This is a genomic window from Agrobacterium sp. NPDC090273 (assembly GCF_044772305.1).
GTDB lineage: Bacteria > Pseudomonadota > Alphaproteobacteria > Rhizobiales > Rhizobiaceae > Agrobacterium.
In genome coordinates, this window is the sequence record NZ_JBIVYN010000002.1 from 94,783 (window position 1) to 117,989 (window position 23,207).

General features: G+C 57.0%; 19 protein-coding genes. 9 read left to right on the forward strand and 10 right to left on the reverse strand.

Going from position 1 to position 23,207, the window contains the following annotated elements:
* The first annotated feature begins 31 nt into the window (after nucleotides 1–31).
* Genes ACIQT8_RS06840 through ACIQT8_RS06850 form a run of 3 tightly spaced genes read left to right on the forward strand, consistent with a single transcriptional unit; the run spans nucleotide 32 to nucleotide 3,508 of the window.
* Nucleotides 32–709 (forward strand): GntR family transcriptional regulator, encoded by a 678-nt coding sequence (locus tag ACIQT8_RS06840; protein ID WP_400964511.1) that lies wholly within the window; start codon nucleotides 32–34, stop codon nucleotides 707–709.
* Nucleotide 710: 1 nt separating this feature from the next.
* Nucleotides 711–2,276 carry a gamma-glutamyltransferase family protein gene (locus ACIQT8_RS06845; protein ID WP_400964512.1) on the forward strand — a complete coding sequence of 522 codons (1,566 nt, stop codon included), beginning with the start codon at nucleotides 711–713 and terminating at the stop codon, nucleotides 2,274–2,276.
* Nucleotides 2,277–2,284: 8 nt separating this feature from the next.
* Nucleotides 2,285–3,508: an amidohydrolase family protein gene (locus tag ACIQT8_RS06850; RefSeq protein ID WP_400964513.1), complete on the forward strand. Its 1,224-nt coding sequence runs from the start codon at nucleotides 2,285–2,287 to the stop codon at nucleotides 3,506–3,508.
* A gap of 320 nt (nucleotides 3,509–3,828) precedes the next feature.
* Here the strand turns inward: ACIQT8_RS06850 and ACIQT8_RS06855 are convergent, their stop codons facing one another.
* From ACIQT8_RS06855 to ACIQT8_RS06875, 5 genes are read right to left on the reverse strand one after another with little or no spacing between them, the layout of a single operon-like run.
* The gene (locus ACIQT8_RS06855; RefSeq protein ID WP_400964514.1) at nucleotides 3,829–4,539 is read right to left on the reverse strand and encodes a ribonuclease activity regulator RraA; all 711 of its coding nucleotides are present in this window, start codon (nucleotides 4,537–4,539) and stop codon (nucleotides 3,829–3,831) included.
* Between the two features lie 30 nt (nucleotides 4,540–4,569).
* The gene (gene araD / locus ACIQT8_RS06860) at nucleotides 4,570–6,306 is read right to left on the reverse strand and encodes an L-arabinonate dehydratase (protein WP_400964515.1); all 1,737 of its coding nucleotides are present in this window, start codon (nucleotides 6,304–6,306) and stop codon (nucleotides 4,570–4,572) included.
* A gap of 47 nt (nucleotides 6,307–6,353) precedes the next feature.
* Complete coding sequence (locus ACIQT8_RS06865; RefSeq protein ID WP_400964516.1) at nucleotides 6,354–7,853, reverse strand: tripartite tricarboxylate transporter permease; 1,500 nt, start codon at nucleotides 7,851–7,853, stop codon at nucleotides 6,354–6,356.
* 38 nt (nucleotides 7,854–7,891) lie between these two features.
* On the reverse strand, nucleotides 7,892–8,371 hold the full coding sequence (locus ACIQT8_RS06870) for a tripartite tricarboxylate transporter TctB family protein (protein ID WP_400964517.1): 480 nt from the start codon (nucleotides 8,369–8,371) through the stop codon (nucleotides 7,892–7,894).
* A 58-nt stretch (nucleotides 8,372–8,429) separates the two neighbouring features.
* Nucleotides 8,430–9,410: a tripartite tricarboxylate transporter substrate binding protein gene (locus ACIQT8_RS06875; RefSeq protein WP_138792247.1), complete on the reverse strand. Its 981-nt coding sequence runs from the start codon at nucleotides 9,408–9,410 to the stop codon at nucleotides 8,430–8,432.
* A 240-nt stretch (nucleotides 9,411–9,650) separates the two neighbouring features.
* Between ACIQT8_RS06875 and ACIQT8_RS06880 the strand changes: the two genes are divergently transcribed.
* Nucleotides 9,651–10,676: a LacI family DNA-binding transcriptional regulator gene (locus tag ACIQT8_RS06880; protein WP_400964518.1), complete on the forward strand. Its 1,026-nt coding sequence runs from the start codon at nucleotides 9,651–9,653 to the stop codon at nucleotides 10,674–10,676.
* An 11-nt stretch (nucleotides 10,677–10,687) separates the two neighbouring features.
* Here ACIQT8_RS06880 and ACIQT8_RS06885 read toward each other — a convergent pair whose 3' ends face one another.
* Entirely contained in the window at nucleotides 10,688–11,860 is a 1,173-nt protein-coding gene (locus ACIQT8_RS06885; RefSeq protein WP_400964519.1) for a mandelate racemase/muconate lactonizing enzyme family protein, read from the reverse strand.
* A 113-nt stretch (nucleotides 11,861–11,973) separates the two neighbouring features.
* Here ACIQT8_RS06885 and ACIQT8_RS06890 point away from each other — a divergent pair, with 113 nt between their 5' ends.
* Nucleotides 11,974–12,873 (forward strand): LysR family transcriptional regulator, encoded by a 900-nt coding sequence (locus tag ACIQT8_RS06890; protein WP_400964520.1) that lies wholly within the window; start codon nucleotides 11,974–11,976, stop codon nucleotides 12,871–12,873.
* Between the two features lie 91 nt (nucleotides 12,874–12,964).
* Here ACIQT8_RS06890 and ACIQT8_RS06895 read toward each other — a convergent pair whose 3' ends face one another.
* The gene (locus tag ACIQT8_RS06895; RefSeq protein ID WP_400964521.1) at nucleotides 12,965–14,887 is read right to left on the reverse strand and encodes a methyl-accepting chemotaxis protein; all 1,923 of its coding nucleotides are present in this window, start codon (nucleotides 14,885–14,887) and stop codon (nucleotides 12,965–12,967) included.
* A 392-nt stretch (nucleotides 14,888–15,279) separates the two neighbouring features.
* Here ACIQT8_RS06895 and ACIQT8_RS06900 point away from each other — a divergent pair, with 392 nt between their 5' ends.
* Complete coding sequence (locus ACIQT8_RS06900; protein ID WP_400964522.1) at nucleotides 15,280–16,323, forward strand: SMP-30/gluconolactonase/LRE family protein; 1,044 nt, start codon at nucleotides 15,280–15,282, stop codon at nucleotides 16,321–16,323.
* Between the two features lie 92 nt (nucleotides 16,324–16,415).
* Here the strand turns inward: ACIQT8_RS06900 and ACIQT8_RS06905 are convergent, their stop codons facing one another.
* The 3 genes from ACIQT8_RS06905 to ACIQT8_RS06915 form a co-directional block, all read right to left on the reverse strand.
* Entirely contained in the window at nucleotides 16,416–17,399 is a 984-nt protein-coding gene (locus ACIQT8_RS06905) for a Gfo/Idh/MocA family protein (RefSeq protein ID WP_138792241.1), read from the reverse strand.
* A 1-nt stretch (nucleotide 17,400) separates the two neighbouring features.
* Nucleotides 17,401–18,378, reverse strand: a complete 978-nt coding sequence (locus tag ACIQT8_RS06910; protein WP_400964523.1) for a Gfo/Idh/MocA family protein — start codon at nucleotides 18,376–18,378, stop codon at nucleotides 17,401–17,403.
* 67 nt (nucleotides 18,379–18,445) lie between these two features.
* A complete protein-coding gene (locus ACIQT8_RS06915) occupies nucleotides 18,446–19,576 on the reverse strand; it encodes an N-acetylneuraminate epimerase (RefSeq protein ID WP_400964524.1) in 1,131 nt (376 codons plus the stop codon).
* A gap of 212 nt (nucleotides 19,577–19,788) precedes the next feature.
* Between ACIQT8_RS06915 and ACIQT8_RS06920 the strand changes: the two genes are divergently transcribed.
* From ACIQT8_RS06920 to ACIQT8_RS06930, 3 genes are all read left to right on the forward strand, one after another.
* Nucleotides 19,789–20,511: a FadR/GntR family transcriptional regulator gene (locus ACIQT8_RS06920; protein WP_138792238.1), complete on the forward strand. Its 723-nt coding sequence runs from the start codon at nucleotides 19,789–19,791 to the stop codon at nucleotides 20,509–20,511.
* Nucleotides 20,512–20,545: 34 nt separating this feature from the next.
* Nucleotides 20,546–22,108 (forward strand): ABC transporter substrate-binding protein, encoded by a 1,563-nt coding sequence (locus tag ACIQT8_RS06925; protein ID WP_400964525.1) that lies wholly within the window; start codon nucleotides 20,546–20,548, stop codon nucleotides 22,106–22,108.
* Between the two features lie 133 nt (nucleotides 22,109–22,241).
* Complete coding sequence (locus ACIQT8_RS06930; protein ID WP_400964526.1) at nucleotides 22,242–23,207, forward strand: ABC transporter permease; 966 nt, start codon at nucleotides 22,242–22,244, stop codon at nucleotides 23,205–23,207.

Below are 23,207 nucleotides of genomic sequence, written 5' to 3' on the forward strand. Positions count from 1 at the left end.
TCAAAAGAGAGTGACAGCGATGTCCACGAACATGAGCAGAAGCGATGCGATCTACGCGTCACTTCGACGTGCCATTCTTGAGCAGGCGTTGAAACCGGGTACTAAGCTTCCGGAAGACTCGATCGGCGATACATTCGGTGTTAGCCGAACGAGTGCACGCAACGCGCTTTTGCGACTTGCATCTGATGGTCTTGTTGAGATCAAGCAAAACCGGGGTGCTGCCGTCGCCATGCCAACGCTGGAGGAGGCAGAAGAAGTCTTCGCATTACGCCGTTGCCTCGAACGCGAGGTCATCGAACGGCTGTGCAAACGCATGCCGAGAGACGGCATTGATGCGCTAATCAGCCATGTCCGTGAGGAAGAACGCGCCTTGCAGGCTTCCTCACCACGCTCCATTCGGCTTGCAGGCGAATTTCATATTCTGCTTGGCGAGCTGACCGGCTCTAAACTGTTGATCGACTTCATCAGCCAGGTCGTTTCGCGTTCATCGTTGATCCTCGCCCGTTTTGGGCGCCCACATTCGGCGGAATGCGGCATTGATGAACATATACAACTGATTGAGGCCTTGAAAAATCAGGATGCCGAAACGGCAATTCGTATCATGGATCATCACCTGCACGCCGTTGAAGACCGCGCGAAGGCTGACGACAAGGACGACGGCCCTGATATCGCAGAAATCCTCAGCCACTACATGACGGCTACCGAATAGCATGCACCAAACGAAGGAAAAGGGCGCTCGCTCCAGGCGTGGCATTGTTACCAGCCCGCACCACCTTGCAAGTGAAGCTGGCGCAAAGGTTTTGCGCCGTGGCGGCACAGCAATTGAGGCCGTGATTGCGGCAGGCGCGGCGCTGACGGTTCTCTATCCGCATTTCTGCGGACTTGGCGGCGACGCCATCTGGATCGTGGCTGACCCGGAAGGCCGGCGCAAGGCGATCATGGGCATAGGTCAGGCAGCAGCCCAATTGCCCGAATTCGACGTCATTCCAACACGCGGTCCGCTTTCGGCGCTAACGACGGCAGCCGTCGTCGATAGCTGGGGGCTTGCGCTCAGCTATTCTCGCGAGAATTGGCAAGGCACCGAAACTCTCACCTCTCTTCTTGATGACGCGATCGAACTGGCAGCGTCGGGTTTCCCGGTCAGCCGCTCTCAACAGCATTGGCATGCCTATCGCAGCGGCGAGATCGAGAACTGGACCAGTGTCGCGACTTCATTCGTCACTGACGGGCTGCAGCGCCAGCCGGAGCTTGCGACGGTTCTGGAACAGATTGCCATTCACGGACACCGCGAGTTTTACGACGGAGCGCTCGGGAATCGCATTGCCAAGGAACTGGAGGCGGCAGGAAGCCCAATTCGACGAAGTGATTTGCAAAAAACGGCCGCGACGATCGAAGATCCGGTTTCCATCACATATCGGGGACTTGAACTGCTGGCACCGCCACCGCCTTCGCAGGGCACAGCGACCCTGGCGATCATGGGAATCCTGTCCAATTTCCGCATGGGCGATCTGGACCCAACGTCTGCAGACTTTTTTCACCTATGCGTCGAGGCGGTGAAGCAGGCTTTTCTTGATCGGGGCATGATCGCCGATCCAAACTTTGTCGCCCAACAATGCGCCGATTGGCTGAGCCCTCCCAATCTGGCCAACAAAGCTGCGGCGATTGATCCCTTGTCGGCAATGCCCTGGCCACATGGTTTCAAGACTGGCGACACCGTCTATCTCGCAGCGGTCGATTCCGAGGGACGCTCGGCAAGCGTGCTGCAAAGCACCTATTTCGACTGGGGAAGTGGCGTTCTCCTGCCAGATAGCGGTATTCTCTGGCAAAACCGCGGGGCCGCGTTCAGCACGGACCCGGCAAGCCCCAATGTCCTGGCACCCGGCAAGCGACCGTTCTACACGCTCAATCCCGGGCTTGGCCTGAAGAATGGGCTTCCTCATCTTCTGTACGGGACACAGGGGGCCGACGGCCAGCCACAGACGCTGGCCGTACTTCTCAGCAGGCTGATCGACCACGGCCTCGATCCACTTGCGGCGCTTTCCGCTCCACGTTTTCTGTTGGGCAGGACATTCTCGGACACCCGCGACAACCTCAAAATCGAAGAGGCGGCGGGGCAGGATGTACTGACAATGCTTTCTGAACGTGGTCATGAAGTGATTGCCATTCCAGCCCTGAGCCCACTCTCTGGCCAAGCCGGTGTCATCAGACTGAACGATGACGGCTGGATGGACGGCGCACATGATCCTCGCAGCGATGGCTGCGCTATCGGCGTATAAGGGCTCAGATGCAAGTCGATCTCATCCTTCGCAACATCAGAACCGCGCGACAGCGGGGACTGTCGGACATCGCGATCAAAGACGGCAAGATCGTTGAGATTGGAACCGCAATCCGTTGCGAAGCGGTGCAGGAGGAGGATTTCGACGGCGCCTTCGCTTTTCCCGGCTTTGTCGACAGCCATATCCATCTCGACAAAGCCTGCATTCTTGGACGCTGCACCATCTGCGCAGGAACGCTGGAGGAGGCAGTGCGGGAGACGGCGAAAGCCAAGGCCGATTTTTCTGAGGCAGACGTTTACGAAAGAGCGTCGGCACTTGTTGCCAAAGCAATCACGCACGGCACAAATCGCATGCGAACCTTCGTTGAAATCGATCCTCGCGCCGGAATGCGGTCTTTTGAAGCAATCAAGCGGGTCCGAGACGAATATGCCTTCGCCATCGATATTCAAATTTGCGCCTTCGTACAGGAAGGACTGACGCAGGAGCCCGAAACCGAGGCAATGCTTGATGCCGCTTTGGCTGATGGCGCAGATCTGATCGGTGGCTGCCCCTATACCGATATCGATCCGGCGGAACATGTAAGGCGCATCTTTGCACTGGCGCGAAAACATGACGTGGACGTTGATTTCCACCTCGACTTCAGCCTCGACCCGGAAAAAACGCATCTGCCTTCGGTGATCGAAGCGACAAAGGCCAATGGCTATTCAGGCAGAGTGACGATCGGCCACGTCACCAATCTTTCGGCACTCGACACCGACACGCTCGCGATGATCGGTACAAGGATCGCGGCAGCCGGTATTGCACTGACGGTCTTGCCCGCGACCGATCTCTTCCTCATGGGCCGACAATTTACCCGCAATGTCCCACGAGGAATTGCGCCAGCGCATGCCTTGTCCGCACTTGGTGTCCGGACAGCAATCGCGACCAACAATATTCTCAATCCATTCACGCCGTTCGGCGACGCCTCGCTGGCACGTATGGCCAATCTCTATGCCAATGTGATGCAGCTTTCCCGTGACGCCGACATCGAGCTTGCTTTCGATATGGTGACCTCACAGGCAGCGAAAATCCTTGGCGCGCAATATGATCTGGCAGTCGGCACCTCAGCGGACATCGTCATCCTCGACGCAACAGATGCCTGCGACGTTATCCGCTGTTCCGCACCGGCACTCGCTGGCTGGAAGGCCGGCAAGAAGACCTTCGTTCGGCCGAGAGCAGCACTTCTCAGATAAGCCAACCCGCGAGTGCAAAGGCAGAACACTGCTGCCCTGGCCACTTGATCGCGGAAGACCGCTTATTCTACGGCGATCTTGAGTGCAGCCCTCTTCTCAGTGCTGGTATACGTCGTTACGAGCAAACCCGTCGACTGCTCTGGTATGAAAGGTGCCACCGAGCAGGCGTCGCTTCTATTATACGGATGGGTCGCGATCCTATCCTTAGGTCTTGCTTCGGAATCTGTTCATTAAAAAGCTCGAAGCGTCATGACGAAAGATGCCCGCAGATGACAAACCAGCAGGCATCATCGCATCAAGAATTACATTGTGCGGACAGCTCACCGCCCGTTTGCTTCACGCCATTTGGCAAAGAGCGCGAGATTGCTTTCCTCCGTCGCCGGATAGAGCCCGATGATGGTGTGCCCTTCCTTGACCCTTTCGACGACGAAATCCTCATAGGCTGTCATTTCGACCGCTTCATCGGCAATCTCGTCGGCGATTTCCGCCGGAATGACGATCACGCTGTCGTCGTCGCCCACCATGATGTCGCCCGGAAACACCGCAACATCACCGCAGCCGATCGGCACATTGATATCGATCGCTTCATGCAACGTCAGATTGGTCGGGCTGGATGGCCGGTGATGGTAGGCGGGTATATCCAGTTCGCCGATCGTCATGGCATCGCGAAAACCACCATCGGTGACCACCCCTGCCCCGCCGCGCACCATCAGGCGGGTAATGAGAATATCGCCAGCCGAAGCCGCACGGGCATCCTTGCGGCTATCCATGACCAGCACATGGCCTTCCGGGCAGGTTTCGATCGCATGGCGTTGCGGGTGTTTCGGATCACGAAACACCGTCATCGGATTGCGATCCTCCCGCGCCGGCATATAGCGCAAGGTAAAGGCGGGACCGACCATATTGCGGCCCTTCGGCCGGACCGGCCGAACGTCCTGGATCGTCTGGTTTTTCAGTCCGCGCTTGTAGAGCGCCGAGCAGAGCGTGGCGACGGATACACCCATCAGCTTGTCACGGGTTTCGGATTTCATCGTTCCTCCTTGATAGGGCAATAGATTTTGTCAATTGATCGCCGGCTCCGGCACCTTGGCGCCGAACTCAGTCTTCAGAAAATCGAAATCACAACCTTTGTCGGCTTGCTCGATGTGCTTGGTGAACATGAAGCCATAGCCCCGTTCATAACGAGGCTCGGGCGCCACCCACGCGGCGCGGCGCGCTTCAAGCTCATCGGCAGAAACGAGCATGTTGAGGCTGCGCGCCGGAATATCGAGCTCCACCAAATCGCCGGTTTCCAAGAGCGCCAAGGGACCGCCAACAAAAGCTTCGGGCGAAACATGCAGCACACAGGCACCGAAACTCGTCCCCGACATGCGGGCGTCAGAGATACGTACCATGTCGCGCAGACCGAGTTTCAGCAGCGCCTTTGGCATCGGGATCATCCCCCATTCCGGCATGCCGGGACCGCCCTGAGGGCCAGCGTTGCGCAACACGAGAACGGTCTCCGGCGTCAGCGGATAATCCGGATCGTCGATGATCGTTTTCAGTTCAGAGTAACTGTTTGCCACCAAAGCGGGGCCTTTATGCCGGTGGAATTTCACATCACAAGCCGCAGGCTTTATGACGGCGCCATCAGGGCAAAGATTGCCCTTCAGCACGGCAAGGGAACCCTCGTGATAAACGGGGTTGGAGAGCGGACGGATAACGTCCTCGTTCCAGATTTTTACGTCCTCCAGGCCTTCAACCAACGGCTTGCCAGTGACACTGATCGCGGTCGGGTCCAGCTTGTCTCCGAGCTGCTTCATCAGAGCGCGTAACCCGCCTGCATAGAAAAAATCCTCCATCAGATAGGTCGTACCGGATGGACGAATATTGGCAATAACCGGGGTGGTGCGGCCGATACGATCGAGATCGTCAAGTTCCAGCGGCACACCGGCTCTGCGCGCCATGGCAATAAGGTGGATGATAGCGTTGGTCGAACAACCGGTCGCCATCGCCACCGTCACCGCGTTGGTGACGGCCGCCGGGGTGATGATTTTTTCCGGTGTCAGGTCCTCCCACACCATCTCCACAATCCGCCGCCCACAAGTCGCCGACATGCGCTGGTGGTTGGCATCAGCGGCAGGAATGGAGGAGGCACCCGGAAGCGTCAATCCCATGGCCTCCGCAATCGCCGTCATGGTCGAGGCTGTTCCCATTGTCATGCAATGGCCGTAACTGCGGGCAATTCCACCCTCGATGCCTTGCCACTCCTCCTTGGAAATGGTGCCAGCCCGTCGTTCATCCCAATATTTGAAGCCGTCGGTCCCCGAGCCGAGCGCCTTGCCTGCATAATTGCCGCGCAACATGGGGCCGGCTGGCAGATAGACAAAGGGCAACCCCATGGAGACTGCCCCCATAACAAGCCCGGGCGTCGTCTTGTCACAACCACCCATCAGAACGGCACCGTCGACGGGATGCGAACGCAGCAGTTCCTCAGTCTCCATCGCCAGCATATTGCGGTAAAGCATCGTCGTTGGCTTGACGAAATTCTCAGAGAGGGAAAGCGCAGGCAGCTCCATCGGAAAGCCACCAGCCTGCAGCACGCCTCGCTTCACCCATTCCACCCGCTCGCGAAAATGCATGTGGCAGGGCTGCGCATCCGACCAGGTATTGATGATCGCAATGATCGGCCGTCCTTCCCAGTCTTCCGGCGCATAGCCCATTTGCATGGTTCGCGATCTGTGGCCGAAAGAACGCTGATCGTCCGGCAGCATCCAGCGTGCTGAGCGCAATTCCTCGTAGTTTTTTTTAACTGCCATTCCAAACTCCTGTGCCGACCGGCACTTCTCTGGATCGCGACGATCCACTATTCCGTGAAAGCTTCTTCGCGTTTGCGGCTGATGCTCGGCGAAAGCACGAGAACCAGTACGATGACGGCAAAGATCAACAGCGACAGGCTGAGCGGACTGCGCACGAAGATCGACGGATCACCCTGACTGATCAGCATGGCGCGCCGCAGGTTTTCCTCCAGCATCGGGCCGAGGATGAAACCGAGGAGCAGCGGTGCGGGCTCAAATCGCAACTTGCTCAGTGCAAATCCGATAACGCTGAAAGCCGCCATGACGAACACATCGAAAACGCTGTTGTTGATGCTGTAGGCGCCGATGCAGCAGAAGCCGATAATCGCCGGAAAAAGCAGGTGATAGGGAACAGTCAGCATACGCACCCAAAGCCCGATCAATGGCAGGTTCAGGATGACGAGCATGAGATTACCCGACCACATCGACACGATCATGCCCCAGAACAGATCCGGTTCGTCCGAGATGACATTCGGACCGGGGGTGATGCCCTGGATGATCATCGCACCTACCATCAGCGCCATAACCGGGTTGCCGGGGATGCCGAGCGTCAGCATGGGAATGAAAGAGGTCTGAGCACCGGCATTATTTGCCGATTCAGGTGCAGCGACACCTTCGATCGCACCTTTGCCGAATTCGGAGCTATTGGGAGACAGGCGTTTTTCCATTGCATAGGATGCGAAGGATGCCAGCATCGCACCGCCGCCAGGCAATATGCCAAGGAACGAGCCGAGTGCAGTACCGCGTAGGACAGGTCCCTTGATGCGGCGGAAATCTTCCCTTGTCAGCATCAAACCCGTCACACGCTTGACGCCAACCGAACGTTCCTGCTCGTTCTCAAGATTGCGCAGGATTTCGCAGATCCCGAAGATGCCCATGCTGACGGCAACGAAATTCAACCCATCATAGAGTTCGGGAATGTTGAAGACGTAGCGGGGTGCACCGCTTTCCACGTCAGTTCCGACTGTGCCAAGGACCAGACCGAAGACGATCATCGCGAACGCTTTGAGCAGGGAACCGCTCGCAAGTGCGACCGAAGCCACTAGGCCGAGCACCATGAGCGAGAAATATTCCGCAGGCCCGAAATTGAGCGCGACGGCTGCGAGCGGTGGTGCCGCGACAGCAAGGAGAACGGTCGCCACCGTGCCCGCAAAAAAGGAACCAAGGGCTGCTGTCGCGAGTGCGGCGCCTGCACGACCGTTGCGGGCCATTTGATAGCCGTCGATTGCCGTCACGACGGACGAGCTTTCGCCTGGAAGATTGATCAGGATCGCTGTCGTCGACCCACCATATTGCGCGCCATAAAAGATACCGGCCAGCATGATGAGGGCGGATTCCGGTGGAAGACCGAACGTGATGGGCAGAAGCATGGCAATGGTCGCTGTCGGACCAAGTCCTGGCAACACGCCGATTGCGGTACCCAGCAGACAGCCAATAAAGCCATAAAGCAGGTTCATCGGCATGAAGGCAGTCGATGCACCGAGCCAGAGATTAGAGAAGATATCCATAAATAGTCCAATCCGGTTTCGCGGCTGGCAGGCGAGCGTCAGAAGAAGTCGCCAATGAACGGCACCCAAGGTCCGAATGCACTGACGGGGAGCGACAGGAGCTTGGTAAACAGAATGACCGAGGCAGCAGCCATGAACAGACCGAGCAGAATGGAGTGACGCCATTTTGCATAACGGCTGGCGGTGGCGACGCCTGCAATCAGGAAAAACATGGCGGGCGCCAGACCAAGCCCTGAGAGCACCAGACCAAATCCGACAGGTGCCAGGATCACGCAGAAATAGGCTTTCCAGTTCCACGCTTCCGGTTCATCGTCTCCCGCATCGACCATCATCGACTGACAGACGATCAGGCCGCCGATTACGATCAAAAGCAGGCTCAGCATGATCGGGAAATAACCCGGTCCCATCTGGAAGGAATTGCCGACTTGCAGTTCTCTGCCGAACCAGATGAACAGTAGGCCGACACAGATCATCGTAACGCCGCCGAGAAAGTCGCGGCCGTTCCTTATTTTAAGCATGGCATGATACTCGCGTGTGAAAGATGTGCCGGCCGGAAAATCCGGCCGGCAGATGGTCTCACTGCAGCGGCACGTTGGCGGCTTTGATGACCTCGGCCCACTTGGCCGTTTCCTTGTCGATGAACGCCTGGAACTCAGCGGAGCTATTGCCGACCGGCGTTACACCCATCGCTTCCAGTTTCGATTTCATCGCGGGATCGGCAATGATGGCCTGCACTTCCTTGCTAAGCTTTTCGACGATTTCAGGGGGCGTGCCTGGAGGTGCAAACAGTCCATGCCACGAGGTCGCCTCGAAGCCAGGGATGACACTTGCCATCGTAGGCACGTCCGGCAGAAGGTCTGCTTTTTCAAGGCTTGTCACGGCAAGCGCCTTGACCTTTCCTGCCTTCACCTGCTGCGCCGCTGTCGGGATATTGTCGAACATCATATCGACATGCCCGCCAACGACATCGAGTATAGCCTGGCTGCTGCCCTTATAGGGCACGTGGGTAATCTTGATGTCGGCCTTGGTCGCCAGAAGCTCGCCGGCAAGATGAATGGATGTACCGACCCCTGAAGACGCGTAGGTGTGTTTGCCTGGCTCCGTCTTCAGGAATGCAACCAGCTCTTCTACCGAATTGGCTTTGATCTTGTCCGGGTTGACCACAAGAACGTTTGGCAGGCTGGCAATCAGGGAGATCGGCGCAAAGCCTTTTTCCTTGTCGTAAGGCAGTGTCTTGTAGAGCGTTTGGTTGATGGCGTTGGAACTGACCGTTCCCATACCAATCGTGTAGCCATCCGGCTTGGAGCGCGCGAGGTCACCGAGACCGATGTTGCCACCTGCGCCCGGTTTGTTTTCAACGATGAAGCGCTGCCCCAGCCTCTTGTCCAGCTCCTCCGCAACGAGGCGACCGAACGTGTCTGTGTTGCCACCTGCGGCGAAAGGAACGATCACCGTTACCGTCTTGGTCGGGTATTCGTCAGCATGGCTTGCCTGCAGAGCGACGGTACATAGTGCGGCCGTCGCCGCAGCGAGCGTCATGAAACGCTTGAGGTTCATGTTATTTCCTCCACTTTTCTGGCCTCCTGCCAGTGATAACGATCCATTCTCCGAAACCCTCCTAACGAAGAAATGGAAGCGCTTTCATTGTATCGCCAAAAAACGTGCCTGCAAGCATTCGACCCATTTTTTAAATATAACAGATTCAATATATTGATGTGTCAGAGACGATTTTTTCCGACTGCCTCTTGATTGATACAAAAATGAAAGCGTAAATCATTTCTGACAGGAGTGATGACAATGTCCGAACACGACAGGAACAAATATGCCTCGGCAAGCGGCCCGGTGACGCTTGCCGATATCGCCAAGCTGGCGGGCGTCTCTCCGGTCACAGTATCTCGCGCCATCAACACCCCTGCCTTGGTCAAACCTCGCACGTTGGAAGCAATTGAACGCGTGATCGCCAAAACAGGCTATGTGCCCAATCTGCTGGCTGGCGGCCTCGCGTCCAGAAGAACGCGCCTGATCGCGGCCGTCGTTCCTTCGGTCGCAAGCACCATCTTTGCCGAGACCATCGAAGGCCTCAATGCCGAGCTGGTGTCTGCCGGTTACCAGCTTTTGCTTGGCCTCTCCGGTTACGATCCAGGCCGCGAACTGGAACTGACACGTGCAATTCTCGCGCGGCGCCCGGACGGCATCATCCTGACAGGCATCACCCACATGAAAGAAACCCGTGCCATGTTGACCGGTGCGGGGCTGCCAATCGTCGAGATATGGGATTCCACACCCTCGCCGCTCGACACAGCCGTTGGTTTCTCGCATTCCGCCGTTGGGGCGCTGGTCGCCGAACATCTTTTGATCAGGGGTTACGATCGCTATGCGCAGGTTGGCGCGAACGATCCACGCGCCGTGCAACGTCGGGATGGTTTTGTTAATCGTCTGAAGGGGATTGCAGATGTCGAGTTGCCGGCTCTGGAGATGAACTCGCCCTCCACGTTCCGGGACGGGCGCATCGCAATGGCGCAGCTTCTTGATCGTGGTGAAGGCTCACTCGGCGTGTTCTGCTCCTCCGACGTCGTGGCACACGGTGCGCTGGCTGAAGCTCATGCACGCGGCTGCCGAATGCCGGATGAGTTGGCAATCATCGGTTTCGGCGATTTCGACTTTGCGCCTTACACCCATCCACCGCTCACGACTGTGCGGATCGATCGCCGCGATATTGGCACGAAAGCCGCAAGATCCATCCTGCGCAAGATTGACGGTGACGAGACTGTGGAAGCGATGATCAACATCGACTTCCACATCGTTGCGCGTGGAACGGCCTGACAGGAACGACGCTACGGCCGGATGCCAAATTCGGCCGTCGACCGTGTCCAATGTGCAGCCTGCTCCGACAAAGTAATGCCCAGACCTGGACGATTTGGGACCAGCATTCGCCCCCCTTGGATCTCCAGCCGCTCATTGAACAGCGGATCGAGCCAGTCAAAGTGCTCCACCCACGGCTCGAGCTCGTAAGCCGCTGCCAGATGGAGATGAATCTCCATCGCAAAATGGGGGGCGAGCTGCAGTTTTTTCGCCTCCGCCAATGCACATATCTTGAGGAACTGCGTAATACCGCCGACGCGCGGTGCGTCCGGCTGAATGAAGTCCACGGCATTGTTCTGGATCAGCGAGATGTGCTCCAAAACACTCGCCAGCATTTCGCCGGTGGCAATCGGCGTATCGAGCTGCGCTGCAAGTGCCGCATGACCTTCGACGTCATAGGCATCGAGCGGCTCCTCGATCCATGTGAGGTTATATGGCTCCATGAGCCGTCCGAAACGCATGGCGCTGGGACGATCCCATTGCTGGTTGGCATCGACCATCATCGCTGCCCGCCCGCCAATGCGCTCATGAACCGCCGCGACGCGCTTCAGGTCAACGCTCATATCCGGCTGACCAACCTTGATCTTTATGCCGCCGATGCCGGCCGCAATGGAGTGCTCGACATTCTCAAGAACTTCCTCGATCGGCGACGATAGAAAACCGCCAGAGGTGTTGTAGCATCGAACAGAGTCGCGATGCGCGCCCAGCAATTTTGCCAATGGCAGACCCGCACGCTTCGCCTTCAAATCCCACAGTGCCACGTCGAATGCCGCAATCGCCTGCACGGCTAGGCCGCTACGCCCAACCGAGGCGCCTGCCCAACATAGCTTGTTCCAGAGCTTGCCAATATCGTTAGGATCTTCACCAATCAGGACGTTGGCGATTTCCTTTGCATGTTCATATTGTCCAGGCCCGCCGGCACGTTTGGAATAGCTGAAACCGATCCCGCTATGCCCCTGCTTCGTTTCAATCTCCGCAAAGAGAAAAGCCACCTCGGTCAGAGGTTTTTGCCTGCCGGTCAGAACCTTGGCATCACTGATCGGTGTTTTCAAAGGCAGAAAGATCGATGACAGCCTGATCCAGGCAATACTGTCGCTGCCGACGCTTTGCTGCAGATGGTTTGTCTTTGCCGACTGCGTATCCATGTCATCACCTCGCTTCGCTCCCCACTCGGGGATCTCTTACCTTGACTGATAGCGCCGCGATCAATTTAAGTCCAAGTTGTTTATTGTTGGATATCTATACCGGATTTGAATAAATGCTGGATTTGACACAGGTTCGCTCATTTGTCGTTGTTGCAACGGAACTGAATTTCAGCCGTGCGGCAAAACGCTTGAACATCACCCAGCCGCCACTCAGCCGGCAAATCAAGTTGCTTGAGCAGCAGCTTGACGTCACTCTTTTTGAAAGAAGCAGCAGACGCGTGGTCCTGACGCCTGCCGGCATGGCATTTCTGATTGAGGCACAGAAACTTCTTGAGCTCGGCAACTCGGCGATAACGGCAACAAGAAGGATCGCGCGCGGCAACGTCGGTACGGTAAAAATCGCCTTTGTGGGCGCCACCACTTACAGCTTTCTCCCGCGCTTCATTGCTCAGGCCCGCGCCGCAGCCCCCCATATCGATCTTGAACTGGTGCAAATGGAAACGGCCGAGCAGCTTCAATCCATCAATTCTGGTGAGGTCGATCTTGGGCTGTCACGCCCACTCAGCGGCAGCCATCATCTCCAGAGCCTGTGTGTCGAGCGAGAGCCCATGATGCTGGCCATCCCGCGCTCGCATCCGCTTGCAAGCAAACGGCGGCCTTCACTGACATCCCTGAGTGGGGAAGCTTTCATCATGTTTTCGCCGGCAGCGCGATATCTGCATGAGAAGCTGAATAAGGTGATGACGGAAAATGGTGTCACACCCCGCATCGTTCAAAGCATGACCCATTCACAGGCCATTCTCTCACTTGTCAGCGCCGGGATCGGCCTGGCGGTGGTGCCCGCAGGCACTCAGAACGCCTGCTTCGACAATGTTGTCTTTCGCGCGATGGACATGCGGGAGGAATGCACGGCAGAGCTTCACGCCATCTGGAGCCCAGATAATCGCAATCCCTTGCTACCGGAAATACGTGACATCATCGCATCTCAGATTGACCCCGGCCGGCATCCATAGGCTTCAGTTCCGCAATCGAAAAACGCCGCGACCTGCTGGTCGCGGCGTGCATTTTTTGATCTGCAGTAGCTTATTCGCCCGATTGGTCCGCTTAGAATTCCTGCCAATCGTTTGACGTGTCGAGCGCGGCGTTGCCCGAGAAGGCAGATGCAACCTTGCGCGCGAGACTACGGGCTGGAGAGGTTGCCGGTGCATCCTGCTGACCTGCCGGACGTACAGCATATTGAGGACGGGTCGAGAGCTTGAACTGCGACAGCAGAGCGTTCAGCGCAGCGGCATCGCGTGCCAGGCCGTGGCTTGCGGCCGTGGATTCCTCCACCATGGCAGCGTTCTTCTGCGTGTCCTGATCCATCGCATTGACGGCCGTGTTGATCTGCTGCAGGCCAGACGACTGTTCCTGAGCCGATTCTACGATTGCGTTCACGTGACGGTTGATCTCCTGCACCTCGGCAACAATACTTTCCAGCGCAACACCGGTTGCTCCGACCAGTTCCACGCCACTCTCGACCTGCTGGTTCGAATTGTTGATCAGTGCCTTGATTTCCTTCGCAGCATTGGCGGAACGCTGGGCAAGCTCACGAACCTCCTGAGCAACCACGGCAAAGCCCTTTCCAGCATCACCGGCGCGAGCGGCTTCAACGCCGGCATTGAGAGCAAGAAGGTTGGTCTGGAAGGCGATATCGTCGATGACACCGATGATGTTGCTGATCTCACCCGACGACTTCTCGATCTGCTCCATTGCCTTGACGGCATTCTGGACGACCTCGCCGGATTTCTCGGCACCGGCGCGGGTGCGCGTGACGAGCACGCCTGCCTCATGGGCGCGGCGAGCCGCGTCCTTGACTGTCGTTGTGATTTCTTCGAGTGCAGCGGCAGTCTCTTCGACAGACGCGGCCTGCTGTTCGGTCCGTTTGGCAAGATCATCGGCAGCGGATCGGATTTCAGACGAACCGGCCTCGATGCTGCGTGCATTTTCGGCAACCTGCTCCAGCGCCCGCTGAAGTTTGCTGGCCGACGCGTTGAAGTCGTTGCGGACGCCATCGAGAACGGCGGTAAACGGCTTCTCGATACGGTAGACGACATTGCCGTCAGACAGATTGCTCAGGCCTTCCGCAAGGCTTTCGACAGCGAATTTGACTTCCGATGCTTCACGGGCACGCTGCTTTTCGCGCTCAATGCGCTCGCGCTCGGAAAGGCTGCGGTTGTCTTCGGCTTCGCGCTCAAGGCGGGTGCGCTCAAGGGCGTTGGTGCGGAAGATCGCGACAGCTTCGGCCATCTGACCGATCTCATCCTTGCGATCAAGGCCGACCACCTCGGCATCCGTTTCGCCGGCGGCAAGCGACACCATGCGTTCACGCAGACGTGCCATCGGTGCCGTAATTCCCTTGTGGGCAATCGCCATTGCCAGAACGACTGCGAGACCAATGCCGAGGAGCATGCCAACGATCGCATAGAGGATCGTGGTGGAAACCTCGTCAGAAAGCCGCTTTGCACCACTATTGAGGATTTCTGCCATGGCGCCATTGTTGGCGCCAAATTTCGGGGAGAGATCGACGATGGCTTGGTCAAGCTTGCTGGAGAGATCCGCAACCTTGACTTCATCGCCTGCCGTGTGCGCAGCAAGAAGGTTTTCCCCAATCGCCTTCAGACCATCGGCACCGGCGATCAATTCATCGATTGCCGCCTTGCGGCTTGGAACGATACCGGGGATTTGCGCGAGCCGGTCGCGGGCTCCGGCAATTTCCTTGGTGAAACGGGCGGAAAGATCCTTGAATGCGGGTGATGCCGGGTCCTGCGCCAACGCACGGCTAAGCCACGTCGTCGCTGTCCACATGCCTGCGGCACCACGCGGACCGAAGGTCGCGGCATTGCTCTCATTTTGCAGGAAGTTGCCATATGCCTGATTTGCAGCACTGAAACTGTGCGTAACATACAGCAGTCCAGCAAGCGAAATCACGCCGAGAATGGCGATTGTCATCAGAAACTTGGTCTTGATCTTTAAATTTTGCAGCATCGGAAAACCTCAGAGCGGCGCTGAAGAGACGGCACGCTTTGCAACACGTCAGGCGGGAAAGGAATGCAGGAACCGCCGCAGCAGGCGGCGCACATCATGCGCGCGAGGGACCGGGATCGATCGATATGTCCTGGCTCGGACGCTAGGAGAATTGTGATAAGAAAATCTTACTTTTATTGCGATGCAACATGGCCTTTTCGAAAAATATCAACCTCTTACAAAATCTTGTAATGCGGCGTTCCGAACTGCTTAACTATGGCGAGAGGTCAGCGTTCACCTCATGTTGCAGCGCACAATAGACTGCCGTTAATTCCGCCCCGGGCCATGCTCTAGGCTCCCCCTATGCGGGCAGATTGATATGACATCAAAATCATCTTGAAGGGCACTTTTCCGTGGATTTTACACGCCGCAATATTTTCGCGCTGTCTGCTGCCGCCGTGGCAACAGGCGTTACAACAAAGCTTGCCTCTGCACAGGCGATGCCGTTCCAACCGAACGCACGTTACCCGGACCCTGCAGTCCAGATTCTTGATCCGAGCTTTGCAAAATACCGCATCAGCTCCAGCACCCTGGAGCAAGTTGCAACAGGCGCACGCTGGCTAGAAGGACCGGTCTGGTTCGGCGATGGTCGCTATCTGCTCGTCAGCGACATCCCCAACAACCGCATCATGAAATATGATGAGGCCAACGAGACCTGGAGCGTGTTCCGCGATAACGCCAACTACACCAATGGTCATACCCGCGACAAGCAAGGTCGCCTCGTGTCCTGCGAGCATCTGACCCGTCGCGTGACGCGCACGGAATACGATGGTTCCATCACGGTGCTGGCCAACAACTTCAACGGCAAGAAGCTGAATTCACCGAATGACATCATTTGCAAATCGGACGGTTCGCTTTGGTTCACCGATCCCCCCTTTGGCATCGGTGGTGAATGGGAAGGCGAAAAGGCGACGCCTGAGCTACCACATTCCGTTTATCGCATTTCGCCGGAAGGCAAACTGGATCTCGTCACCGATCAGTTGAAAGGCCCCAACGGCCTGGCGTTTTCGCCGGATGAAAAGAAGCTCTACATCGTCGAAGGCCGTGCAGCTCCGCATCGCATCATCTGGTCTTATGACGTCGGCAAGGATGGCGTGGAACTGTCAAACAAGACAGCTCTGGTTACGGCTGATGACAATGGCGGCCTTGATGGCATCAAGGTCGATATCGACGGCAACATCTGGTGCGGCTGGGGAACCAATGGTGCGCCCGGTGCAAAGCCGGAAGACCTTGATGGCGTCAAGGTCTTCAACCCTGAAGGCAAGGCGATCGGCTTCATCAAGCTGCCGGAACGTTGCCCGAACCTCGTCTTTGGCGGTGCAAAGAAGAACCGTCTTTACATGGCGAGCAGCCACTCGGTCTATGCACTCTACGTCGAGACCCGCGGCGCTGTCTGACAGCACGCCTGCCCATTAGAATAAGAAGGGCCGGTCCTGGCAAAGGACCGACCCTTCTCACGTATCGACACGGCGCCGACAGAAAGCCTGAACTAAATCGCGACTTCCCTTCGTTCTCTCGACGCGACGAACGCGGCCTCTATGCAGGCAACAACATGCAGGCCATCCTGTCCGGTAACTGACAGCATCTTTCTATCTTTCACAGCGCCCAAAAAATCTTCCCATTGACGAACCAGAGCTCTGGCGCCGCCATTTTCTTCCAGAGCGTTTTCCAGCATGCGCCATTTATTGCCTTGTCCAAGCGAAACCCCCTTGAAGAAGTCGACGACAATCACGCCGTTTTCACAGATCAGTTCGTCCCCGGAAATGAAGGCACCATTGCTGAAGCCGATGCTCGTCAACTGTCCGGCAGCCGCTCCGCCGAAATTGAGCAGTAGGAGTGCCGCATCATCAGCCGCTTGCTGGTGAAAGGCGGTGGTCGAGATCGCGTTGACATGAGTGGCAGGGGTTGGCGCAAAAGCCAACAATCTGTCGAGCGCATGAATTCCCGCCGTAAACAGCATACCACCACCCATTTCCGGTGAAAGATGCCATTGCCGGCGGTTTTCCTCCATCCAGAACTTGATCATGCGGCTGTGGCCAAATCGCATTGCACCCAGGCCATTTTCTTCCATTGCGCGTTTCGCAGTCAGGAACGGCAAGGTGAACCGCATCGTGTGACCGGGCATCAAAATAACCCCGGCCCTGTCGGCCGCCTCGATGATCCTGACACAATCGACCACATTCGGGGCCAACGGCTTTTCCACCATGAGATGCTTGCCCGCATCTGCTGCCGCAATCGCGACCTCGGCATGAAGATGATGCGGCAACGAAATGACAACAGCATCGACATCCGGATCGGCCAGCAGATCGCGCCAGTCGAGATAGGCCTTGCCGCCGAACTCTGCCGTAAATGCAGCAAGTCCTTCAGGGTCATTACGGCAAGACGCGACCAGCCGGACACCGGACAGGTGTTTCAAGGCACGCGCATGTTCTGCGCCGAAGTGACCGGCACCGATAATTCCAACCTGCAGCATCTTACTTTTCCCTGCCTGCAGACGCGTAGCATCTGTCGATAATGTCCATCGCGCGCCAGTGGCGCGCGAGCGTTACAGCCGGCTCGCCGCCATCGCGTAACCGATCGATCGTTTTCGCCATCATGGCGTCGTAACGTCTGGCAACCGGCGTTGCTTGAACTTCACGGACGCAACCGTCATCCAGCGTGACGATCTCCAGCACATCACCGCGATCACAAAGGCTCGCATTGCGTGTTGAAACACGCCATTCGAAAATCCCCCTGCTCATTGACGCAAAGGTGTATCCGGCTTCGACCATGCCGATGCTGCCATCTTCGGCACGCAGGATCACCACGGCATAGTCTTCGACCGCTGTCCCGTGCATTTTGGGTCCGAAAGACGCACTCACGACGTCGATTTTCTGATTGCCCACCACATCGATGAACGCGTTGACACCGTGGACACCGAGATTTCGCAATGCCCCGCCGCCACTGATCGCTTCGTCCAGTACCCATGCACAACCGTCGTCGACATATCGCTGAGGAGGACCGTTGATCAGGCGGAAATGGGAATGGGAAACCGGTCCAAGTCGCCCGTCTTCCTTCAGCTTTCGGAACTCTTCAAGAAGCGGGCTGTAGCTGTGCGCCAGCGCGACAGCGACAAAAGCGCCAGTCTCCTCCGCCAGATCGACAATCGGTTTCAAAACCTGTCCCGAAACGCCAACAGGTTTTTCAATCAGGATCGGCATTTTGATGGCAATCATTTGCCGGGCAAGATCTGCCATTTCGAAAGGCTTGCCCATGACGACAGCCAGATCGGGTTCCTGTTGCAGCGCCTCTTCAATGCTGCTGACGACCTTTGCACCGTAGGTGTCTGCAAATCTCTGCGCTTTCGCGACGTCCGCATCCCATGCCGTCAAAATCTCCGCACCTGATGCCCGCGCAGATTCCGCATGCATCGCTGCATGCCAATGTCCTACCCCAAAGAAGGCCAGCTTCATCGTTCCATCCAATTTGCTGTTGATATCTGTCGTTCAGATTGATTGTTATCGTCTGCCAAGACCGGTTTCAGACGTTGACAACAAAGACTTCTGCGCGCGCATTGCCTGTACAATCCTCACCGCCGACGATCAGCAGTCCGTCGGGCACGGAAAACGAAATGCCGTAAGCTAGGCCATGCGGGAGTTTTCCAACCTCACGCCAGTCCTTGCCGTCAAATGCGTAGATTTCGTCACGCCAGCTTTTGGTGAGGCCTTCATGCGCATACCAGTTGCCGGCATCGGCGTTTACACGAGCGCCCTTGAAGTTGACGCCACCGGCAACCAGAATCTGCTTTCCGACATAACCGGCAAAAGCGCCGCCCAATCCCTCCTGCACCTCGTCCGAGGCTGGCTTCGGCAGATCTGTCAGTTGTCGCCAGTCGCACAGGTTTTCTTTGAAACACACGCTCTTGACCGCTGCCGTTCGCAAACCCGGTTTCACCTCGCCGCTGACGAGGACAAAATCATCCTGCCCGATAGCAACCGCTGCGCTGTCGCAGTTCGGCGGAAACGGATTTTGCCCAAGCAAACCCCAGCAATTCGTCCTGGGATCATAGGACAGCACGTCACCGTTCCAGCGATACTCGTCCGGCGCCATACTCATGTAGCTGCGTACAAGTCGGTCAAATTCCAGCGGGTTCGTGTCCTTGTCCAGAACCGATAGGTCAGCGAGATATCGGTCGAAAAGCTGCTTGTTGTATCCGCCGACAATGGCAATGCGGCCGTTAGACAGTGATAGCGCTTTTGCACCAGATAGACCGACCGGTGTGCGCGTTTCCACTCTGCTCCAGCTATCGTCTGCAGGGTCGTAGATATGAACGCAGTCGAAGATGATCGCGGACTTGGCGTCCGGCGTCTCCTTCCCATTGCCGCTGAATACGAAAATCCTGCCACCACTTGCCGCGGCAGCCGCACCGTTTGTCGGCGCACCGGGAAAGGGGGCTCGCCCTTTCCACCCTGCTTCAGGATTTTTCAGATCAAGTGAATAGAGATCTCGACCTGCTGAACCGAGACCGACATAGGCGACGTCGTCAAACTGAACACCAATTCCACCTTTGATCGCCACGGGTAGATCCGGCCATTTCCCTGAAGTGTGCGACGCGGTCAGTTGTGGGGCTTCTTTCGGCGCGGATTTCGTATCCGGTAACACTGCTCTCATCGCGTCCTCTTGCTGCTGCTTGCTTCAAATATCGATTTGCCACGGTGGAATTCACTCAGATCCCAACCGCACTCGAGGGCGTCCCTCAGGCTTGAGGGTCCTCCCCATCGACGATAGAGACCCAATATCCTGTTGACAGATATCCTACAAGTGGATAATTAACGAGCAACGGGTAGGTTTCAGCCGAAGCCAACCAACCCTGGAGACGGACGATGAGCCTGAAAACGATAAAGCCCCTGCAAAAAGCGCCCCTGTTGCACGTATCGGTGCAGGAGAGCCTTCGGAGCTATATCGACGACAACAATCTGAAAGCCGGCTCTCCACTGCCTCCTGAAGGCGAACTTGCACAACAACTGGGAGTCAGCCGCAACTCCGTCCGAGAAGGCATCAAGGCGCTTGAATCTGTCGGCGTCCTTGAATCGCGCCGGGGTATTGGCGTCTTCGTGAAGGCGTTTTCATTCGAGCCATTGCTCGACAATCTTGCCTACGGCCTCGGTAGCGCCCTGCAGCAGATTGAAGAAGTCATCATCATTCGCAGAACCCTTGAGGTCGGACTGATCGAGAAGACTTTAGCCAGCATCACACCCCGTGACATCCAGGAACTGCGCGATGCGCTCGACAGGATGCGTGAGCGGGCAGAAAAGGGCGAAAGCTTCCCCGATGAGGATAGGCTCTTCCACCAACTGCTATTTCGCTGCCAGGAAAATGAAATCCTGTTGCGGCTGCTCGAAGTTTTCTGGCTCGCTTTCTACAAGGCATCCGACTTCGTGAACCTGAGCAACGCCGACCCAATGCAAACTTGGCGCGAGCACGCGGCAATCGTCGACGCCATAGAGGCTGGCGACATCAAGGCGGCCAAGGAGCAGCTCGATAAACACTACGACGGTATCGAACGCGTCATCCGACACAACAAGACGCCGCCGACTGGAAAATGACATCCGGACTTCAATACCAAAAAAAGGGGAACCAATGACAACGTTTGCAATTTCACGCCGCGCCCTTTGCCTTGTGGCAGGAGCACTTGCCTCAACCTACTTGATTGGCAGCACGGGTGCGCTGGCGCAATCGGCCACGACGAATCCGGATGCAACGATACAGGTTGCAATTGCTTACGGTTTGTCTGGAACGTTCGATCCCTTGAATGCATCCGGTGCCGTCACGCAGGCAGCAAACTGGCATGTCTTTGAAGGTCTGGTCGATCTTGATCCTGTAACACGCAAACCGTACGCGGCTCTGGCTGCTGAAATGCCAACCAGCCAGGATGGATTGACCTACACCATCAAGCTGCGCAAAGACGCTGTTTTCCATAACGGCGCCCCTGTCACGGCAGATGACGTGGTTTTTTCGTTTACCCGTGTTCTGGACCCCGCGTCGAAATCGCTGTTCCGCTCTTTCGTATCCTTCATCGACAAGGTCGAAGCCGTCTCTGCGGATACGGTGAAGATCACCACCAAATTCCCGTTCTCGCTGTTCAACGAGCGGCTGGGTTCGGTGAAGATCGTACCGAAGGCTGCTGTGGAAGCGGACGCGGACGGGTTTGGCAAGCTGCCCATCGGGTCCGGCCCTTACAAGCTGGTCTCAGCCGTCCCTGAAGCGCAGATCGTGTTCACCCGCAATGATGCCTATACCGGCCCTCGCCCGGCTCTTGCCAAGGAGATGGTCTGGAACCTGATCGCTGATCCGACCGCACGCGTTAACGCCCTGACCTCCGGCACCGTTATGGCCATGGAAGATGTGCCCTATGTCGACGCCGATGCAGTGGCCGCAGCGACAACGCTCGAAAAGACCCAGTCTTTCGGACTGCTGTTTGCCATGTTCAACACGGCCGCCAAACCCTTCGACGATGTACGTGTCCGCCAGGCATTCTTCTATGCGCTCAACATGGACAAGATCATCGGCACCGGTATGCTTGACAATGCGACTGCAGCAACATCGTTCCTGCCGAAAACGCATCCGAACTACCACCAGGCTTCGACCGTCTACACCTATGATCCTGATAAGGCCAAGTCTTTGCTGGCTGAAGCCGGCACGCCGAAACTAGACATCACACTGATGAGCACGGACCATGGCTGGGTCAAGGACGTGGCGCCGATCATCAAGGAGTCGCTTGACGCGGTCGGGTTCAACACCACGCTCGATATCGGCCAGTCTGGTGGCCAATACACCAAAGTCGATGCCGGCAAGATGCAGGTCATGATCGCGCCTGGCGACCCCTCGGTCTTTGGCAACGATCCTGATATTCTGATGCAATGGTGGTATGGCGACAATATCTGGCCGACCAAGCGCTTCCAGTGGTCTGCAAGCGCCAAGTACGGCGAACTGACTGGTCTCCTGAATGAAGCACAGCGGCTGACCGGGGCCGATCAGCAAGACAAGTGGAACAAGGCGTTCGACCTTCTTTCCGAAGAGGTCCCGCTTTATCCACTCTTCCATCGCCAGTTGCCAACCGCATGGGACGCCGAGCAATTGGAAGGCTTTGCACCGGTGCCGACGACCGGCCTTTCCTTCCTTGGCGTTGGCGTCAAGCAATAATCCGGCACGTTCAGGCGCTGGAAAACCCGGCGCCTGAATTGCCAACTCTTCGACATAGGGCGGGCGCTTGGCCCGGCATCGGCAGTGTTGCTGCGGTGATCTCTATTGTCTTTTGCGAAGGAGCTAGTTTGGCATGTCAAAAGTGCTGAGCCTTATCGGTCGCCGTCTCGTGCAATTGCCGATCATGATCCTCGGGATCACATTTCTCGTGTTTTTCATCATGTCGTTTTCGAAGGTGGACCCAGCCATCACCGCATTAGGTGAAGGCGCCTCCCTGGAAGCGCGGCTTGAGTATCGTGCGGCCCATGGTCTTGATGATCCCCTGCCCACCCGCTACGTGACCTTTCTGACCGGGCTGGCGAAACTGGATCTGGGGACATATTCGGCCCGCCAACTGCCTGTCATCGACGAGATCGCCCGTGCTTTCCCCGTCACGCTGCAATTGACGTTTCTTGGCCTCATCATCGCCGTCGGCTTCGCACTGACGCTCGGCATCGTTGCGGCGGTCTATCGCGATCGCTGGCCCGATCAGGCCATTCGCCTGCTGTCGATCGCGTCGCTGTCTACCCCATCTTTCTGGCTGGCGATCCTCCTGATCCAGGTGCTCGGCCACAAGGTTGGATTGTTCTCGATCTTCCCGGTCGCCGGAAAGCTACCAGCTATGACGGACAATTTTGGTGGCTGGTTATTACGCATGTTTTTGCCAGCCTTTGCCTTGGCCATGCCGGTCATCGGCCAACTCTCGCGTGTCGTGCGCACATCGATGGTCGAAGAACTCGACCGTGACTATGTTCGCACTGCTCTTGGCGCCGGGGTACCGCGGCGCGTCGTGGTGGCACGCAATGTCCTGCGCAACGCCCTGATCACACCGATTACCGTGCTTGGCCTGCGCATTGGCTACCTTCTAGGAGGTGCCGTCGTCATCGAAATCATATTCAACATCAATGGCATGGGCATGCTCATCATGAATGGCGTGACCAATAACGAACCCAATCTCGTGCAAGGCGTAACGTTAACCGTAGCGCTCGCCTTTGTGGTGATCAATGTCGCTGTCGACCTGCTTTATGTGTTGGTCAACCCGCGTATCAGGACGGTTTGA

What these genes read in the sequence shown, in the direction of transcription:
- ACIQT8_RS06930 (WP_400964526.1), top strand. Translation starts at nt 22,242, where the DNA reads ATGTCAAAAGTGCTGAGCCTTATCGGTCGCCGTCTCGTGCAATTGCCG.
- ACIQT8_RS06855 (WP_400964514.1), bottom strand. Translation starts at nt 4,539, where the DNA reads ATGAAATCCGAAACCCGTGACAAGCTGATGGGTGTATCCGTCGCCACG.
- ACIQT8_RS06890 (WP_400964520.1), top strand. Translation starts at nt 11,974, where the DNA reads ATGCTGGATTTGACACAGGTTCGCTCATTTGTCGTTGTTGCAACGGAA.
- ACIQT8_RS06885 (WP_400964519.1), bottom strand. Translation starts at nt 11,860, where the DNA reads ATGGATACGCAGTCGGCAAAGACAAACCATCTGCAGCAAAGCGTCGGC.
- ACIQT8_RS06845 (WP_400964512.1), top strand. Translation starts at nt 711, where the DNA reads ATGCACCAAACGAAGGAAAAGGGCGCTCGCTCCAGGCGTGGCATTGTT.
- ACIQT8_RS06915 (WP_400964524.1), bottom strand. Translation starts at nt 19,576, where the DNA reads ATGAGAGCAGTGTTACCGGATACGAAATCCGCGCCGAAAGAAGCCCCA.
- araD (WP_400964515.1), bottom strand. Translation starts at nt 6,306, where the DNA reads ATGGCAGTTAAAAAAAACTACGAGGAATTGCGCTCAGCACGCTGGATG.
- ACIQT8_RS06925 (WP_400964525.1), top strand. Translation starts at nt 20,546, where the DNA reads ATGACAACGTTTGCAATTTCACGCCGCGCCCTTTGCCTTGTGGCAGGA.
- ACIQT8_RS06880 (WP_400964518.1), top strand. Translation starts at nt 9,651, where the DNA reads ATGTCCGAACACGACAGGAACAAATATGCCTCGGCAAGCGGCCCGGTG.
- ACIQT8_RS06910 (WP_400964523.1), bottom strand. Translation starts at nt 18,378, where the DNA reads ATGAAGCTGGCCTTCTTTGGGGTAGGACATTGGCATGCAGCGATGCAT.
- ACIQT8_RS06870 (WP_400964517.1), bottom strand. Translation starts at nt 8,371, where the DNA reads ATGCTTAAAATAAGGAACGGCCGCGACTTTCTCGGCGGCGTTACGATG.
- ACIQT8_RS06905 (WP_138792241.1), bottom strand. Translation starts at nt 17,399, where the DNA reads ATGCTGCAGGTTGGAATTATCGGTGCCGGTCACTTCGGCGCAGAACAT.
- ACIQT8_RS06850 (WP_400964513.1), top strand. Translation starts at nt 2,285, where the DNA reads ATGCAAGTCGATCTCATCCTTCGCAACATCAGAACCGCGCGACAGCGG.
- ACIQT8_RS06920 (WP_138792238.1), top strand. Translation starts at nt 19,789, where the DNA reads ATGAGCCTGAAAACGATAAAGCCCCTGCAAAAAGCGCCCCTGTTGCAC.
- ACIQT8_RS06840 (WP_400964511.1), top strand. Translation starts at nt 32, where the DNA reads ATGAGCAGAAGCGATGCGATCTACGCGTCACTTCGACGTGCCATTCTT.
- ACIQT8_RS06875 (WP_138792247.1), bottom strand. Translation starts at nt 9,410, where the DNA reads ATGAACCTCAAGCGTTTCATGACGCTCGCTGCGGCGACGGCCGCACTA.
- ACIQT8_RS06895 (WP_400964521.1), bottom strand. Translation starts at nt 14,887, where the DNA reads ATGCTGCAAAATTTAAAGATCAAGACCAAGTTTCTGATGACAATCGCC.
- ACIQT8_RS06865 (WP_400964516.1), bottom strand. Translation starts at nt 7,853, where the DNA reads ATGGATATCTTCTCTAATCTCTGGCTCGGTGCATCGACTGCCTTCATG.